Below are 15,680 nucleotides of genomic sequence, written 5' to 3' on the forward strand. Positions count from 1 at the left end.
CCCGTCTTTATTTTCTTACGATGATACGTAAGTCTGGCAGAGAAGACGAATTAGTTCATCCAGCGGTCTTTGCGTTTGCGGCTCGGTACCAGGTGCGGCAACACCAGTCCGAGGATCAGGCCGACGCCCAGCACGCCGCCGCCGTACATAAACCACTGCATGATAATGGTGCGCTGTTTGTCATCAAGCTGCAGATTTGCGGCGTTTACCTTTTTCTGCGCGACAACCAGCTCATTTTTCAGCTTTTGGTTCTCTTCTTTCAGACCGTTTATCACGGCGTCGCTACCGGCGACTTTCTTCTGCATGTCCGCCGTGCGCTGATTCCAGGTGGTGTCGATGTTGTTGAGTTTGTCGGTCAGGGTTTTGACCTGGTTTTCCAGATCCGGCACGCGGGTGCGCAGGCTGGGCTCGTTGCTCAGCTCTTTCAAGGGGATCCAGGCGGTACGGCCGCTGTTGTCGCGTACCTGAGCATAGTTCGTGCTGTCGTTGGTTTGCAGCACCGCGACTTCTTCACCGGCGTTGATGGTGCCCACGAGACGATAGTTATCGCCCGGACCGCTGCGCACCCAGGTATTCAGTTCATCTGAAACGTAACGTTTTTCTTCCGCGTGAACCGCCGTGGCGGCGCTCAGCGCCAGCAAAGTCAATGTAATAAGGCGTAATTTTGGCATCAGGTCATCGTTTGGTCATAAAAAGTTGAACGATAGTAGTGGCATCGCCGAAGCGACGCAAAGTTTTCCGCCACAATCGGAATCATCCAGGAGGTGGCCCGGCAAAATGCGCATTGCATGGCGATTCGCCGCAAAATACTATTTACTGACAAGAAATATCGTTGTTAGTTCGCCGCAATTTCCCGGCACAGCATATAAGCGGAAGAATTCAGTCATGGCTCAAGAAATCGAATTAAAGTTTATCGTCGCTCAGGATGGCGTTGACGCGCTGCGTCAGCACCTCAACGCGCTGGAGGCAAAGCATACGCCAGCGGGTCAATTGCTGAATATTTACTATGAAACGGCGGATAACTGGCTGCGCCGCCACGACATGGGGCTGCGCATTCGCGGCGACCAGGGGCGCTATGAAATGACGCTGAAAATTGCCGGGCGCGTCGTCGGCGGCCTGCATCAGCGTCCGGAATACAACATTCCTCTGGACACGCCGGAGCTGGCGCTGGAGAAACTGCCGGCTGAGGTCTGGCCGCAGGGGGAACTGCCGGCGGCGCTCGCACAGAACGTACAGCCGCTTTTCAGCACCGATTTTGAGCGTGAAAGATGGGTGGTCAAAGAAGGCGACAGCGAAATTGAAATTGCGCTTGACCGCGGCGAAGTTAAAGCCGGCGAGCATCAGGAACCGATTTGTGAACTGGAGCTGGAACTGCTGTCCGGTACTACCCAGGACATTCTGACCCTTGCCCGTCGCCTGCTGGATACCGGCGTACTGCGTCAGGGCAGCCTGAGCAAGGCGGCGCGCGGTTATCATCTGGCGCAGGGCAATGAAGAACGTCCGCTGACCGCGTTAACGATCCTTCGCGTCGCGCCGAAGGCCAGCGTCGAGCAGGGTCTGGAAGCGGCGCTGGAAAGCGCGCTGGCGCACTGGCTGTATCATGATGAACTCCTCAATCGCGGCAATGCAAAAGCGAAAGCAGAGATTTTGCACGCTATTGCCCGCGTGCGGCACGCGCTGGTGCTGTTTGGCGGTATTGTCCCGCGCAAGGCCACCACGCTGCTGCGTGAGCGTCTGAGCGAAGCTGAGGCGGCGCTGGCGGAGGCCGAAACCGCCCAGGCGGCGCTTTTCAGCGTGGCGACCGTCAGAGCCAAGCTGACGCTCACCGATCTGCTGATAAACCGCGGCTGGCGTCCCTTCCTGAACGCAGCCGGAGAGCAGAAAATTGCCGGTTCGTTTAAACGCTTCGCGGATATTCAGCTCTCCAGAGCGGCGGCGGAGCTGAAAAACGCCTTCCGCCAGCCGTCCGCTGACGGTTATGTCGATCAGCTTCCGCGCCTGACCCGTGAAATTGACACCGTTCAGCTGCTATCCGGCGCTTATATCGACGCTGCCGCGCCGTGGCTGGAAAACTGGCAAGAAACCCGCCGGGCGATTGCGCATAACGACAGCAGCGTTATCGAATATTTTCGTCGCCAGGCGCTGGCCGCGGAGCCGTTCTGGCTGCATAGTGGAAAACGATAATTTCAGGCCAGGGAGCCCCTAAGATGCCGCTTTCTTCGCAATTACAGCAGCACTGGCAGACGGTCGCAGGCCGGCTACCAGCGGATTTTCCCGTATCGACGTTGAGCGATCGGGCGCAATCGGTCATGGCCTTTAGCGATTTCGTCGAACAGAGTCTGATCGCGCAGCCGCAGTGGCTGGCGGAGCTTGAAAGTGCGCCTCCCGAGGCGCAGGAGTGGCATCACTATGCCGACTGGCTGCAGGTTCGCCTGGCCGAGGTCAATGATGAAGCCGCGCTGATGCGCGAGCTACGCCAGTTTCGCCGTCGGATCATGGTGCGTATCGCCTGGGCCCAGGCGCTATCGCTGGTCAGCGAAGAGAGCAGCCTGCAGCAGCTAAGCGCGCTGGCGGAGACCTTAATCGTCGCTGCGCGCGACTGGCTATACGCCGCCTGCTGCCGTGAATGGGGCACTCCGTGTAATGCTGAAGGTACGCCGCAGCCGCTGCTGATCCTCGGGATGGGCAAGCTCGGCGGCGGCGAGCTGAATTTCTCCTCCGACATCGATCTGATTTTCGCCTGGCCGGAGCATGGCGCCACGCGCGGCGGCCGTCGCGAGCTGGACAACGCCCAGTTTTTTACCCGCCTCGGGCAGCGCCTGATTAAGGTGCTGGATCAGCCCACCCAGGATGGCTTTGTCTACCGCGTGGATATGCGCCTGCGCCCGTTTGGCGACAGCGGCCCGCTGGTGCTGAGCTTTGCCGCGCTGGAGGATTATTACCAGGAGCAGGGGCGCGACTGGGAGCGCTACGCGATGGTGAAAGCGCGAATCATGGGCGATAACGATGGCGTTTACGCCAGCGAACTGCGCGCCATGCTGCGGCCGTTTGTCTTCCGCCGCTATATTGATTTCAGCGTGATTCAGTCTCTGCGCAACATGAAGGGAATGATCGCCCGTGAGGTGCGCCGTCGGGGACTGAAGGACAATATCAAGCTCGGCGCGGGCGGCATCCGCGAAGTGGAGTTTATCGTCCAGGTCTTCCAGCTGATTCGCGGCGGACGCGAACCGATGCTGCAACAGCGGGCTTTGCTGCCGACGCTGGCCGCCATCGAAGAGCTGCACCTGCTGCCGGAAGGGGATGCGCAGAGGCTGCGCGAAGCCTATCTGTTTTTGCGTCGCCTGGAAAACCTGCTGCAAAGCATCAACGACGAGCAGACGCAAACCCTGCCGCAGGATGAACTTAATCGCGCCCGGCTGGCCTGGGGGATGGGGGCTGCCGACTGGGATACGCTCAGCGCGCGGCTGGCGGAGCAGATGGCCAACGTGCGGCGCGTGTTTAATGAATTGATCGGCGACGATGAAACCCAGTCGCCGGATGAACAGCTTGAAGAGTACTGGCGCGAACTGTGGCAGGACGCGCTGCAGGAGGATGATACCAGCCCGGCGCTGGCGCATCTCGCCGACAGCGATCGCCGCAGCGTGCTGGCGCTGATCGCCGATTTTCGTAAAGAGCTGGACCGGCGCACGATTGGCCCGCGCGGCCGTCAGGTGCTCGACCAGCTCATGCCGCATCTGCTCAGCGAAATCTGCTCGCGCGCGGATGCCCCGGTGCCGCTGGCGCGCATTACGCCGCTGCTCACCGGGATTGTCACCCGCACAACCTATCTGGAGCTGCTGAGCGAATTCCCCGGCGCGTTAAAGCACCTGATTAGCCTGTGCGCGGCGTCGCCGATGGTCGCCAGCCAGCTGGCTCGCCATCCGCTGCTGCTGGACGAGCTGCTGGACCCGAATACGCTTTATCAGCCGACGGCCACCGATGCCTATCGCGATGAGCTGCGCCAGTATCTGCTGCGCGTACCGGAAGATGATGAAGAGCAGCAGCTGGAGGCGCTACGCCAGTTTAAGCAGGCGCAGCTGCTGCATATCGCCGCGGCCGATATCGCCGGAACCCTGCCGGTGATGAAAGTGAGCGATCACTTAACCTGGCTGGCGGAGGCGATGATTGACGCGGTGGTCCAGCAGGCCTGGCTGCAGATGGTGGCCCGCTACGGGCAGCCGACGCACCTGCACGATCGCCAGGGGCGCGGTTTTGCGGTGGTTGGCTACGGTAAGCTGGGGGGCTGGGAGCTGGGCTACAGTTCCGATCTCGATCTGGTGTTCCTCCACGATTGTCCGATGGAGGTGATGACCGACGGCGAGCGCGAAATCGACGGTCGTCAGTTTTATCTGCGGCTGGCGCAGCGCATCATGCATCTTTTCAGCACTCGCACCTCGTCGGGCATTCTGTACGAAGTGGACGCTCGCTTACGTCCTTCTGGCGCGGCGGGCATGCTGGTGACCACCGCCGATGCCTTTGCTGATTATCAACAAAATGAGGCATGGACCTGGGAGCATCAGGCGCTGGTTCGCGCCCGCGTAGTGTATGGCGATCCTGAGCTACAGGCGCGCTTTGACGCCATTCGTCGGGATATTCTTACTACCCCGCGAGAAGGCGAAAAACTGCAGACCGAAGTGCGGGAAATGCGTGAAAAAATGCGCGCTCACCTGGGGAATAAGCATCACGATCGCTTTGATATTAAAGCCGATGCCGGGGGTATCACGGATATTGAATTTATTACCCAGTATCTGGTCCTACGCTATGCCAGTGATAAACCGAAGCTCACGCGCTGGTCCGATAACGTCCGTATTCTGGAACTGCTGGCGCAGAACGACATTATGGACGAGGCAGAGGCGAGGGCGTTAACTCACGCTTACACCACGCTGCGCGATGCGCTCCATCACCTGGCGCTGCAGGAGCAGCCGGGGAACGTGGCGCCAGAAGCGTTTAGCCAGGAGCGTGAACAGGTCAGCGCCAGCTGGCAGAAGTGGTTGATGGCTTAACTAAAAAACCGGGTGTGCTATTATCGCGCGCAAAGTTTGCGTCTCGCAGGAGAGAGGAATGAAAGTAACGCTGCCAGAGTTTGAACGTGCAGGAGTGTTGGTGGTTGGCGATGTGATGCTGGACCGCTACTGGTATGGTCCCACCAGCCGTATTTCGCCGGAAGCGCCGGTGCCGGTGGTGAAGGTGGAAAATATCGAAGAACGTCCTGGCGGCGCGGCAAACGTGGCGATGAATATTGCGTCGCTCGGCGCGACCTCTCGTCTGGTTGGCCTGACCGGGATTGACGATGCCGCCCGCGCGTTAAGCAAGGCGCTGGCCGACGTCAACGTGAAGTGCGACTTTGTGTCCGTCCCGACCCATCCGACGATTACCAAACTGCGCGTGCTGTCGCGCAACCAGCAGCTGATTCGTCTCGATTTTGAAGAGGGTTTCTCCGGCGTCGATCCTCAGCCGATGCACGAGCGTATTCAGCAGGCGCTGAGCTCCATTGGCGCGCTGGTGCTGTCTGATTACGCCAAAGGCGCTCTGACCAGCGTCCAGACCATGATTAAGCTGGCTCGCGACGCGGGCGTTCCGGTGCTTATCGACCCGAAGGGCACGGATTTTGAACGCTATCGCGGCGCCACCCTGCTGACGCCTAATCTCTCAGAGTTTGAGGCGGTCGCGGGTAAATGTAAGGATGAAGAAGAGATCGTTGAGCGCGGGATGAAAATCATCGCCGATTTTGACCTCTCGGCGCTGCTGGTGACCCGTTCCGAGCAGGGGATGACGCTGCTGCAGCCGGGGCGACCGCCGCTGCATATGCCCACTCAGGCCCAGGAAGTCTATGATGTTACCGGCGCGGGCGACACGGTCATTGGCGTGCTGGCGGCGACGCTGGCCTCCGGCAACACTCTGGAAGAGGCCTGCTACTTTGCCAACGCGGCGGCGGGCGTCGTGGTGGGCAAACTCGGTACCTCTACCGTTTCGCCTATCGAACTGGAGAACGCGGTACGCGGGCGTTCCGAGACCGGTTTTGGCGTGATGAGCGAAGAAGAGCTGAAGCTGGCGGTTGCCGCGGCGCGTAAGCGCGGCGAGAAAGTGGTGATGACCAACGGCGTGTTCGACATTTTACACGCGGGCCATGTTTCCTACCTGGCTAACGCCCGCAAGCTGGGCGATCGGCTGATCGTTGCGGTGAACAGCGACGCGTCAACCCGGCGTCTGAAAGGCGACTCTCGCCCGGTCAACCCGCTGGATCAGCGGATGATCGTGCTGGGCGCGCTGGAAGCCGTCGATTGGGTGGTCTCTTTTGAAGAGGATACCCCGCAGCGGCTGATTGCCGGAATTCTGCCGGATCTGCTGGTAAAAGGCGGCGACTATAAGCCGGAACAGATCGCCGGTAGCGAAGAAGTCTGGGCAAACGGCGGCGAGGTGCTGGTGCTCAACTTTGAAGATGGCTGCTCGACGACCAACATCATCAAGAAGATCCAGAAAGATAACAAACAGTAATGTTTTCTCTTCGCACCGTAGCGGCGGTATGTCCGGAATTATCGCGCTAACCGAGGCGTAACCGGCGATAACGCTGCAAAACAGGACAAAAGAGGCCCGCGATCGCCTAATCGCGGGCCTCTTTTTATTTAATGACGGCATAAATGATTTGGCTCAACAAATCGCCATTTGAGGCGCATTTTTCGTACAAAAAAAGCTAAGGTAAGGATAAATACTGAAGTCAGTAAAAAGCATATGACCAATCAGAAGACCAACGGCTGAAGGAGTATGCGTATGAAGAAAAACGATATGTATTTAATGAAGAATTTTGATTTTCTGGCCCAGAGCTTCGCCAGAATGAACGCACAAGGTCAGCCCGTCGATCTTCAGGCCATTGTTGGTAATATGGATGAAGCGCATCGCGAATGGTTTTGTCAACGCTATGAACTTTACTGCCGCCAGGCGAATAAAACCATGTCGCCAGAAGCGGAGCTGGAGCACTAATCTACTTACCGCAGTACAGATACGACAACGGGCCTGACGGCCCGTTGCTTGTTTTACGGCTTCTCTTCGACGTCCGGCGCTGCCGGCGCGCTCGGCGAACGGTTTTCCAGATCGTTAAGACGCTGCTCCAGAAGCGCCAGCTTTTCACGCGTGCGCAACAGCACCTGCGTCTGCACGTCGAACTCTTCGCGGCTTACCAGGTCCAGGCGAGTTAACTGCGACTGGAGCACCTGACGGATTTTTTTCTCCACGTCTTCCCCCAGATCGCGGAGCCCCTTCGGCATTGATTCATGAACCTGACGGGCGATTTGTTCAATTTTTTTCGGGTCAATCATGGTGGTTTCCTGCTCTGGTCGGTTATCCGCTCATTGTAGTGCGATCGTCGGCGCCTATAAACCATAAATGTTTGAAGCTTATGCATTGCCGACGATAGTCAATAGCGTTATAGTTGCTTTGCTTATTCTCAGGGCGGGGCGAAATTCCCCACCGGCGGTAAATCAACCATAGCGTTGAAAGCCCGCGAGCGCTTTCTGCAAATGCAGAAAGGTCAGCAGATCCGGTGTAATTCCGGGGCCGACGGTTAGAGTCCGGATGGGAGAGAGTAACGGCTCAGCCGGGTTTGTACCCGCTTGCGTTGACTTTTGCCGCTAAACCGGCGCTCCTAAGACTGCCCTGATTCTGGTAACCATACAATTAATGAGGTTTTTTTTACCATGAATCAGACGCTACTTTCCTCTTTTGGTACCGCTTTTGAACGTGTAGAACGTGCTCTGGATGCACTGCGCGAAGGCCGCGGTGTGATGGTGCTTGACGATGAAGACCGTGAAAACGAAGGCGATATGATTTTCGCCGCTGAAACCATGACCGTTGAGCAGATGGCGCTGACCATTCGCCACGGCAGCGGCATTGTCTGCCTGTGCCTGACGGAAGATCGCCGTAAACAGCTCGACCTGCCAATGATGGTTGAGAACAACACCAGCGCCTACGGTACCGGTTTTACCGTGACCATCGAAGCCGCTGAAGGCGTGACCACCGGCGTTTCCGCCGCTGACCGCGTGACCACCGTGCGCGCGGCAATTGCCGATGGCGCGAAGCCGTCCGACCTGAACCGCCCTGGACACGTTTTCCCGCTGCGCGCGCAGCCGGGCGGGGTTCTGACCCGCGGCGGCCATACTGAAGCAACCATCGATCTGGTCACCCTGGCTGGCCTCAAACCGGCGGGCGTACTGTGTGAACTGACCAACGACGACGGCTCTATGGCGCGTGCGCCGCAGTGCATTGAGTTTGCTCAGCAGCACAATATGGAAGTGGTCACGATTGAAGATTTAGTGGCCTACCGTCGCGAACACGAGCGTAAAGCCAGCTGATTGCAGTTGTTGCGCTCATAAACAGTATCCTCCAATATAGTCGGAGGATACTGTTCGTTGTGTGGGTAAAATTGGTCTACTGATAGTTTATTTTTATGATTAAATCTTTACTGAAAGGCCCTTCCACAAGACTTTTTGTTGGATGCTTCGTCAACTCAGCAATGTAGTTATGGGTTACCGTTGCAGCGCTACCTGGAATATAGCTTGCAAAATTTGCATATTGGTTATACACGATATCGCTGTTAATTGTTTTGTCGTTAATTCGCATCAGAAGACCATTTCCCATATCCAGATGAGTATTATCGTATAGCGTATCATTAGTATAAAAACTGGTTTTGACATCAAATTTATCGGTACATCCCGCAGCTTCATTTTTAATAGTGGATATGCTAAATGGTTTCTTTGCTGGTTCTTTCAATATAACACTATCAGATATTTGACCGAAGTCGACAATTTGTGATTCGGGATAAATTTTAATATCTACGCTACAATCTAAAAAATGAATGTTTGAAAGCCCGTCAATATCATAGTGCAAGTTTTTAGCATGCGCCAGCCGGTTTATTCCTCCAGAACCATCAAAGGCTAATACGGTGACTGCAGGAAAATTATACTCTATCTGTGAAGGTGGAATTGATTTTAGCTTAACGTATAAGCGAAAACGAACGGTAAATGTCGTGTTTTTCTGGATTGTATGGCCATTACATGCCTTATGCTTATATGACTGGTCAAAGTCACTCATTTGATCAAGGCATGCGCCTGTATTGATTTTTGTGTTCGGTATGTCGTAATCCACACCATTATAGGTTACACCAAATGCCAGATAAGAATTATTGGTAACCAGGTTATCGGTGTTATGGAAGCTATCCAGAATATAAGCATAAACGTTTTCTGACCAAGGCGATTTGGGATCTTTATTGTTATGTGAGGCTTCATCACAATAAACGGTTACAGTAATATCGCCGCTTTCCCATATTTTTTTTCCAACAGGTGCGTCTGCGGGGACAGTAAATGGCGGCAGTGATGTGGTAACGAGATGGTCTCCACCGTAGTTATTTTGATAACAGTCGATTGCCCAGGATGATGATGAAAAAAGGCAAATCAGCAAAATAAAAAAAATGAATAATTTTTTCATTATTAGCCCCTTTTCACTGGTTCAGACTGACATACTATTTGTACCGAATTACAGCTAATTTTAAACATATTCAGACCACCATAATCGCCAATAAAGCCCACCTGGAAATTAGCAGGCAGGTCTTTAATCTCCTGCGACGCCTGGCCAAACGGTTCAGCCATCATGCTGGATGTTTTTGGCAGCAGCGTTTTGCCATTCGTGCCGATATAACCAACGGTGATAAAATAGGGGGAGTTATTCTTTAACGTTAACCCGCTGGCCGTTCGGCTAATATCGAATTTACCGGTCAGATTCACCTGTCCGTTCTTCACTTCGACAGCCTTTGGTCGCCAGAAAATTTTAATGCGGCTCTGCATGGCGATTTGCATGACGTTTTTTTGTTCCGAGCGAGGCGGAATCTCGCGCACATTGAAATAAAACAGCGATTCCCTGTCTGCCGGAAGCTGCGTCAACGTTGGCTGAGGAATCAGGCGTACCTGTACTTGCTCACCCGCCTCCAGGCGCACCATTGGCGGAACAGCAGTAATATAGTTTCGGGATTTTTTATTATCCTTGTCCTCAATCCATGATTGAGCAAGGAAAGGGATTGTTGTGCTCTGGTTGGTCAAGCGCACGGAGACGCTCTTATCCGACTGGTTAAGAATAATGCGGGTTCTGTCGGGCGACACGGCGGCATTTACCGCAAAGCTGGTACCCAACAGAAATAATAGTCCTTTCGCAAACGTGTTAATTTTCATCATCATTCATCCTGAATTAATGTGCGGGTTTACATGGTAAAATAATGGCCTGGCCGTTGATGTTGCTATGGTTAGGCGGCGTCATATCACACACGTTGTCGTTCCATTTTAGCGTCAGGATGCTGTTTTCCTGTATTCCGCTCAGATACACAAAGCCGTCATCAGCGACTAAACCTATATCGCGACCGGTTGCTTTGTCGGTTACGGTCACGCCCAGCGGTGGATAGCGTCCGTCTTCCAGGCGGATAACGCCGATGATCTGATAGCCTTTGGTCGCGCTCAGGGGCATATAGCCAATAGCACCTTCGGTCAGCGTGGTGCGGATAACGGAGTTGGTAACATCCACGCCATCCGGCAGGTTGTTATTGTTCACCATTACCGTCGCAGTTGTGTAGTTACCCACTGACGGAACCACGGAAATACCAAACATATTGGTCATACTACGGTTATTGTTCACCTCAACACCGGCTATTCCATCCGCATCCACCATTACGCGAGAACTGTTGCCTGTGTTGTAGTCATGCAAGGCCGCACCGTAACGGGTTGCCGTAAATGAGCCGTTCCAGCCAGCGCTGAACGAGCGATAGCTGCTCGGCTTCACGCTACCGTTTACATTCAACCGGCCATAGGGTGAATAGTGCTGATAGTACCCGCGCATGGCCGCTTCGCCATCGCCAAACTCTTTATCTGTGCCTGAAACGGACATATTCCACGGGTTATTACGATCTGAACCATCGTACCAGGTTGCCGTTTGCGTCGTTGCGTCGTCGCCATAGCGCTGCAGGCTGTACATAATATTGCGATTATTTTCTAGCGGCAGAGAGAGTGAAAGGTAATATTGATTTTCTTGATTATTATTCCAGCTCACACGGCTCATCGCCAATGAAGCTGAAATATTTTTAAACGCGGCAATATCAAAGCTACGGCTCAGAGAAAACGAGTAGTTCGTATTGGTTTGACTGTTCCAGTAGGTATTACGTGTGATACTCAGATAGGTATTTAGCTCCAGCGGCGCAACGTACTGGTTAAAGGAGAGCACATAGCTCTCTTTCTCATTGGAACTGGAGTCGGAACCATCGCGCGAGCTGATATATTCGCTCATCGTGACGTATTCTTTATCTGAGAATCGGTAACCCGCGAAGGTTACCTGACTGTTTGTTTCTTCAAAACGTTTGGCATAGTTAGCGCGATAGCTAAAGCCGCGCTGTTTACCTTGATCGTCATTACGTAGATTGGCCTCGGCGCGGGTAATATCAAGGGAGAATGAGCCAAAACGGTTAAGGTTAAAGCCAACCCCACCGGTTGCCGCCTGATAGTCATCGGCGGTGACGATAGCGCCGCCGTAGAGAGAGATATCACTCAACCAGCCCCAGGAAGCCTCCCCGGTCCAGAAAAGGGGGTTATTCACATCGTTGTGAGTCGTTGATGTGGGTTTACCCAGTGAACTTTTATAACGTACCTGCCCTTTACGCGTCAGGTAAGGGATAGAGGCGGAACCAACCTGAAACGTACTTTTGCGTCCGTCTTCTTCCTCGATCGTAACATCCAGTTGCCCCTGCAAGGTCGTGCCCAGATCGGCGATGGTGAATGGCCCGGGGGAGACGGTCGTTTGATAGAGCGTGCGGCTGTTTTGCGTAATGGTGACCTTAGCGTTGGTCTGTGCAATGCCGCTTATTTGCGGCGCATAGCCGCGTAAATCCGGCGGAAGCATTTGTTCATCACTTTCCAGAGAGGCGCCGGTAAAGTGGAAAGTATCGTAGAGGCCTGAGCTCAGGTCGTACTGGCCCATTGTGAATTTTGACGCCAGGGACGGAATCGGGCGGAATAAATAGGTACGCGGCAGGCTACTGCTGGTTCCCGTTGATTTACGCTCAATAAACGATTGATCGTATTGATAATCGCTACGTAAGCGCCATGCGCCGAGATTGAAACCCAGGGTGCCATATGAGTTGACGCTCTGGTTGCTGTCGCCGTGGCTCGGCGTGTACTGGCTGGCGTACAGGTTATAATCCAGCATAAGACCCGCGATACCGTCGTCCCAGTACTCCGGTGGCGTCCAGTTTTTAGCCTGATATTTCATCCATGCCTGAGGTACGGTTAACGTCAGCACCATGTTCGCTTTATCCAGACGAATAATCAGTTCTGGCTGATGGCTGAGATCGAGACAGCCTTTTTGAGCCCACACGTGTAGTGGCTCAATAAACGCGTCGGCAAAGCCGAACTCTGCCAGGCGCTCTTTAGTCAGGCAAAGCTGAGAACCGCTTTCGTTATCGGCTTGTACCCACTCCAGGTGATAGGCTTTTGGTAAGGTGTTTTTGTTGATCTGTATGCGCACCAAATAGGTGCCGACAGGGATATAACCTTTTTTTTCAAATTGTGAGAGATCGATATTTTCCCTGTCCTCTGCATCAATCATATCGGTATTGAATTCTAGTGCAGAAAGCGGCATTGATAGCGATGCGATAATAGCTACTGAGTATAGGGTATGCTTTATTAAAAGGGATAGCTTTCCTGGCGTTAAACCGCTATGAATGATAGTACGCATAAAATCCGTTTCTTTTAATAAAATAGACCGGGAAAGCCGGTGAATCCCTCACCGGCCTGAATCAATAAAAATTAAGCGAAAGCGATAATTATTTATAAGCCAGGACGTAGTTTGCCTGAGCGTAAACATCACCCTCGGTCGCATTTTTACCTTTAGATTCCATGCGGGCGTGGAAGTCCAGATTCTGCGTCGGGTTGGTATCGGTAAACACTACCGGTACTGCGGAGCCCAGGGTTACGGTGTTGTAACCTGCGTCCATGATACGTACGCCAACGCCGGTAGCGCCACCGTAGTTGCTTTCTTTGGTATTCACCATCAGGCTGGCGTCGCTGCTGTCGACGTTGGCAGAAGTGAAGGTGACGCTCACTTTATCCGTTGTCGTTTTAACGCCTTTATCATCCGTTGTGCTCAGAATACAATCGCGCAGTTTGATAGAGAAATCTGCAGGCTGAGAGTACTGGCCGCCGTTCAGTACGCTATCGGCAACCTGCCCGAGATCGACATCAATCTGAGCGCTTTCCGGTGTCACAGAGCAAGGGGAGGTAATAACGGTACCGGAGAAGGTGACAATACCGTGGCCCTGATCTTCTGCGCTGGCATTAAAAACCGTCGCAGAAAAAACAGCGGTGGTGGCAACAGCAAGCAGCGTTTTTTTAAACATGGAATATAGTCCTTTATAGATGATCAATATTAAATATGAGGTATACGACAACTGGTATGGGATTGGTTTTGCTTGAATTAATATTAATTCAACGCGTAAAAAGTATCATGCTGCTCACTGTTACGCATGTTAATTGTAATTAAAGGTAACTCGCAGTTTTCCTTAATACATGTATTTCAATGCGCTTTTTTTAGGGTTTTTCTCAACACACACTCTCTTTTAACGGTGGTTTTACGTATGTTTATTGTTTGTGTGAATGAATTTTCGTGTGATACCCGAAAAATTACGTTAAGTTAATGCCAAATAAATGGAGGGGCGCTGTAAAAACGCTATTTATGTAGGGTTTTAATTGACTAAAAGTTAAATCAAATATCTATTCTCAATCCATCATTGTGATGAATTTATGTGATAAATTGACAAGTGAAATATAGCGCTGCAAATAATTGGCGCATTGGCTCAGCCAATGCCCACCGTTTGCAAAACCACCAGGCTTAATCCCATCACTGACATCCCGCACAGCACGCCGTAGCTCGGGTTGCTTTGCGGATCGAGCTCTTTCGCCAGCGGCATAAGCTCATCAACCGACAGCGCAATCATGATACCGGCAACCGCGGCCATAACGGCGCCCATCATCACCGGGGATATCGCGCTGCCCAGCACCAGCCAGGCCAGCACGCCGCCGAAGATTTCCGCCATGCCGGAAAGACCCGCCCAGAACACCGCTTTACTTCTGGAGCCCGTAGCGGCATATACCGGTCCGGCTACCGCCAGTCCTTCCGGGATGTTATGTAGCGCAACGGCTAACGCGACCCCCATGCCCAGCTCGAGATTATTGCTGGCCGTCACGAAGGTCGCAATGCCCTCGGGGAAGTTATGCAGGCTGATGCCTAAGGTCAGTAAAATCGTCGTACGGCGCAGGTTACGCGGGCGGGAAATGCCGGGAGACATCAGATCCTGCGGGTGGGCGTGAGGCAGCATGCGGTCAAGCGCAAAGTAGCCAAGAAGGCCGATAATAAACATGCCGTAGCCTAGCAGGGGAGACATGCCTTCGGTAGCCAGCGCGGCGGGCAGCATCTCCATCAACGAAATCAGCAGCATGATCCCGGCGGCGAATCCCAGCGAGAATCCCAGTAAGCGATTCGAGGGTTTCTGCCCGATAACGCCGAAAATGGCGCCAATAAAGGTAGCGCTCCCTGCCAGCAGGGTCAGAATGACGGGTGAGGACAACATTCACCTCCTTATGAAAATAATTCTTATTAAGAGTATCGTGTTCCATTGACGATCGCGAGCGCGCGGATTCACTCTTTACCGCCGCTTACATTCAAATTTTCTGACGATCATCATCATGCTTATCTGAGTTTATCCTCCATAGAAAGAGCGTAATGTAAATACATCAACTTTCTTAATAAAGGATATCACTATGTCCCGTACCCGCATGCCCGCGCTGTTTTTAGGTCACGGTAGCCCGATGAACGTGCTGGAAGATAACATCTATACTCGCGCCTGGCGGCATCTGGGCGAGACGCTGGCGCGGCCTAAAGCCATTGTGGTGATCTCCGCGCACTGGTTCACTCGCGGTACAGGAGTGACCGCGATGGAGGCGCCGAAAACGATTCATGATTTTGGCGGTTTTCCCCAGGCGCTCTACGATACGCATTATCCGGCGCCGGGTTCGCCTGAACTGGCCCAGCGTCTGGTTGAGCTGCTGGCGCCGGTGCCGGTGACGCTGGATAAAGAAGCCTGGGGCTTTGACCATGGTTCCTGGGGCGTGTTGATTAAAATGTATCCCGATGCCGATATTCCGATGGTACAGCTGAGTATTGATAGTACGAAGCCCGCGGCATGGCATTTCGAAATGGGGCGTAAGCTGGCCCAGCTGCGCGATGAGGGCATTATGCTGGTGGCAAGCGGCAACGTGGTGCATAACCTGCGTACCGCACGCTGGCACGGCGAAAATACACCTTATCCCTGGGCGGCGTCGTTTAATGACTACGTGAAGGCGAATCTGGACTGGAAAGGTCCCGTAGCGGAACATCCGCTGGTGAATTACCTGGCGCATGAAGGCGGATCGTTATCGAACCCGACGGCCGATCACTTTCTGCCGCTGCTGTACGTGCTGGGCGCCTGGGACGGTGAAGAGCCGATTACGATCCCGGTTGAAGGAATGGAAATGGGCTCCCTGAGCATGCTGTCAGTGGTCATTGGCGCCTGAAAATAGATA

At 53.7% G+C, this 15,680-nt stretch carries 13 protein-coding genes and 1 riboswitch; of the genes, 6 read left to right on the plus strand and 7 right to left on the minus strand.

The features are described 5' to 3' along the window. Window positions 1-50 precede the first annotated feature (50 nt). Complete coding sequence (locus FQK12_RS11245) at window positions 51-671, minus strand: TIGR04211 family SH3 domain-containing protein (RefSeq protein ID WP_014226886.1); 621 nt, start codon at window positions 669-671, stop codon at window positions 51-53. Window positions 672-885: 214 nt separating this feature from the next. Here FQK12_RS11245 and FQK12_RS11250 point away from each other — a divergent pair, with 214 nt between their 5' ends. From FQK12_RS11250 to glgS, 4 genes are all read left to right on the plus strand, one after another. Continuing rightward, a complete protein-coding gene (locus FQK12_RS11250; protein WP_014226885.1) occupies window positions 886-2,184 on the plus strand; it encodes an inorganic triphosphatase in 1,299 nt (432 codons plus the stop codon). Between the two features lie 23 nt (window positions 2,185-2,207). Beyond that, entirely contained in the window at window positions 2,208-5,042 is a 2,835-nt protein-coding gene (gene glnE, locus FQK12_RS11255; RefSeq protein ID WP_004854270.1) for a bifunctional [glutamate--ammonia ligase]-adenylyl-L-tyrosine phosphorylase/[glutamate--ammonia-ligase] adenylyltransferase, read from the plus strand. 58 nt (window positions 5,043-5,100) lie between these two features. After that, on the plus strand, window positions 5,101-6,534 hold the full coding sequence (hldE, locus tag FQK12_RS11260; RefSeq protein ID WP_014226884.1) for a bifunctional D-glycero-beta-D-manno-heptose-7-phosphate kinase/D-glycero-beta-D-manno-heptose 1-phosphate adenylyltransferase HldE: 1,434 nt from the start codon (window positions 5,101-5,103) through the stop codon (window positions 6,532-6,534). Window positions 6,535-6,807: 273 nt separating this feature from the next. Then, window positions 6,808-7,017, plus strand: coding sequence for a cell surface composition regulator GlgS (glgS, locus tag FQK12_RS11265; RefSeq protein ID WP_014226883.1), 210 nt, complete (start codon window positions 6,808-6,810; stop codon window positions 7,015-7,017). Between the two features lie 53 nt (window positions 7,018-7,070). Here the strand turns inward: glgS and ubiK are convergent, their stop codons facing one another. Further along, window positions 7,071-7,352 carry a ubiquinone biosynthesis accessory factor UbiK gene (gene ubiK, locus FQK12_RS11270; RefSeq protein WP_004854265.1) on the minus strand — a complete coding sequence of 94 codons (282 nt, stop codon included), beginning with the start codon at window positions 7,350-7,352 and terminating at the stop codon, window positions 7,071-7,073. Window positions 7,353-7,472: 120 nt separating this feature from the next. Further along, window positions 7,473-7,624, plus strand: a riboswitch (FMN riboswitch). Window positions 7,625-7,730: 106 nt separating this feature from the next. Here ubiK and ribB point away from each other — a divergent pair. Beyond that, window positions 7,731-8,384 (plus strand): 3,4-dihydroxy-2-butanone-4-phosphate synthase, encoded by a 654-nt coding sequence (ribB, locus tag FQK12_RS11275; RefSeq protein WP_004854262.1) that lies wholly within the window; start codon window positions 7,731-7,733, stop codon window positions 8,382-8,384. Between the two features lie 76 nt (window positions 8,385-8,460). Here the strand turns inward: ribB and FQK12_RS11280 are convergent, their stop codons facing one another. The 5 genes from FQK12_RS11280 to zupT all read right to left on the minus strand — a co-directional run bounded on the left by FQK12_RS11280 (window position 8,461) and on the right by zupT (window position 14,686). After that, window positions 8,461-9,516 carry a pilus protein gene (locus tag FQK12_RS11280; protein ID WP_014226882.1) on the minus strand — a complete coding sequence of 352 codons (1,056 nt, stop codon included), beginning with the start codon at window positions 9,514-9,516 and terminating at the stop codon, window positions 8,461-8,463. A gap of 2 nt (window positions 9,517-9,518) precedes the next feature. Continuing rightward, window positions 9,519-10,256, minus strand: coding sequence for a molecular chaperone (locus FQK12_RS11285; RefSeq protein ID WP_014226881.1), 738 nt, complete (start codon window positions 10,254-10,256; stop codon window positions 9,519-9,521). Between the two features lie 13 nt (window positions 10,257-10,269). Continuing rightward, window positions 10,270-12,798 (minus strand): fimbria/pilus outer membrane usher protein, encoded by a 2,529-nt coding sequence (locus FQK12_RS11290; RefSeq protein WP_041165256.1) that lies wholly within the window; start codon window positions 12,796-12,798, stop codon window positions 10,270-10,272. Between the two features lie 88 nt (window positions 12,799-12,886). Beyond that, window positions 12,887-13,459 carry a fimbrial-like protein gene (locus tag FQK12_RS11295; protein WP_014226879.1) on the minus strand — a complete coding sequence of 191 codons (573 nt, stop codon included), beginning with the start codon at window positions 13,457-13,459 and terminating at the stop codon, window positions 12,887-12,889. 456 nt (window positions 13,460-13,915) lie between these two features. Then, window positions 13,916-14,686 (minus strand): zinc transporter ZupT, encoded by a 771-nt coding sequence (gene zupT / locus FQK12_RS11300; protein ID WP_014226878.1) that lies wholly within the window; start codon window positions 14,684-14,686, stop codon window positions 13,916-13,918. 193 nt (window positions 14,687-14,879) lie between these two features. On the opposite strand from zupT, the gene ygiD reads away from it, so the two are divergent. Then, a complete protein-coding gene (gene ygiD / locus FQK12_RS11305; protein ID WP_014226877.1) occupies window positions 14,880-15,671 on the plus strand; it encodes a 4,5-DOPA dioxygenase extradiol in 792 nt (263 codons plus the stop codon). The last annotated feature ends 9 nt before the right edge of the window (window positions 15,672-15,680 follow it).

The organism is Klebsiella sp. ME-303, from assembly GCF_007910085.1.
Taxonomy (GTDB): domain Bacteria; phylum Pseudomonadota; class Gammaproteobacteria; order Enterobacterales; family Enterobacteriaceae; genus Klebsiella; species Klebsiella michiganensis.

Coding starts and splice junctions, on each gene's coding strand:
- FQK12_RS11245 (WP_014226886.1), bottom strand. CDS start 671: ATGCCAAAATTACGCCTTATTACATTGACTTTGCTGGCGCTGAGCGCC.
- FQK12_RS11250 (WP_014226885.1), top strand. CDS start 886: ATGGCTCAAGAAATCGAATTAAAGTTTATCGTCGCTCAGGATGGCGTT.
- glnE (WP_004854270.1), top strand. CDS start 2,208: ATGCCGCTTTCTTCGCAATTACAGCAGCACTGGCAGACGGTCGCAGGC.
- hldE (WP_014226884.1), top strand. CDS start 5,101: ATGAAAGTAACGCTGCCAGAGTTTGAACGTGCAGGAGTGTTGGTGGTT.
- glgS (WP_014226883.1), top strand. CDS start 6,808: ATGAAGAAAAACGATATGTATTTAATGAAGAATTTTGATTTTCTGGCC.
- ubiK (WP_004854265.1), bottom strand. CDS start 7,352: ATGATTGACCCGAAAAAAATTGAACAAATCGCCCGTCAGGTTCATGAA.
- ribB (WP_004854262.1), top strand. CDS start 7,731: ATGAATCAGACGCTACTTTCCTCTTTTGGTACCGCTTTTGAACGTGTA.
- FQK12_RS11280 (WP_014226882.1), bottom strand. CDS start 9,516: ATGAAAAAATTATTCATTTTTTTTATTTTGCTGATTTGCCTTTTTTCA.
- FQK12_RS11285 (WP_014226881.1), bottom strand. CDS start 10,256: ATGATGAAAATTAACACGTTTGCGAAAGGACTATTATTTCTGTTGGGT.
- FQK12_RS11290 (WP_041165256.1), bottom strand. CDS start 12,798: ATGCGTACTATCATTCATAGCGGTTTAACGCCAGGAAAGCTATCCCTT.
- FQK12_RS11295 (WP_014226879.1), bottom strand. CDS start 13,459: ATGTTTAAAAAAACGCTGCTTGCTGTTGCCACCACCGCTGTTTTTTCT.
- ygiD (WP_014226877.1), top strand. CDS start 14,880: ATGTCCCGTACCCGCATGCCCGCGCTGTTTTTAGGTCACGGTAGCCCG.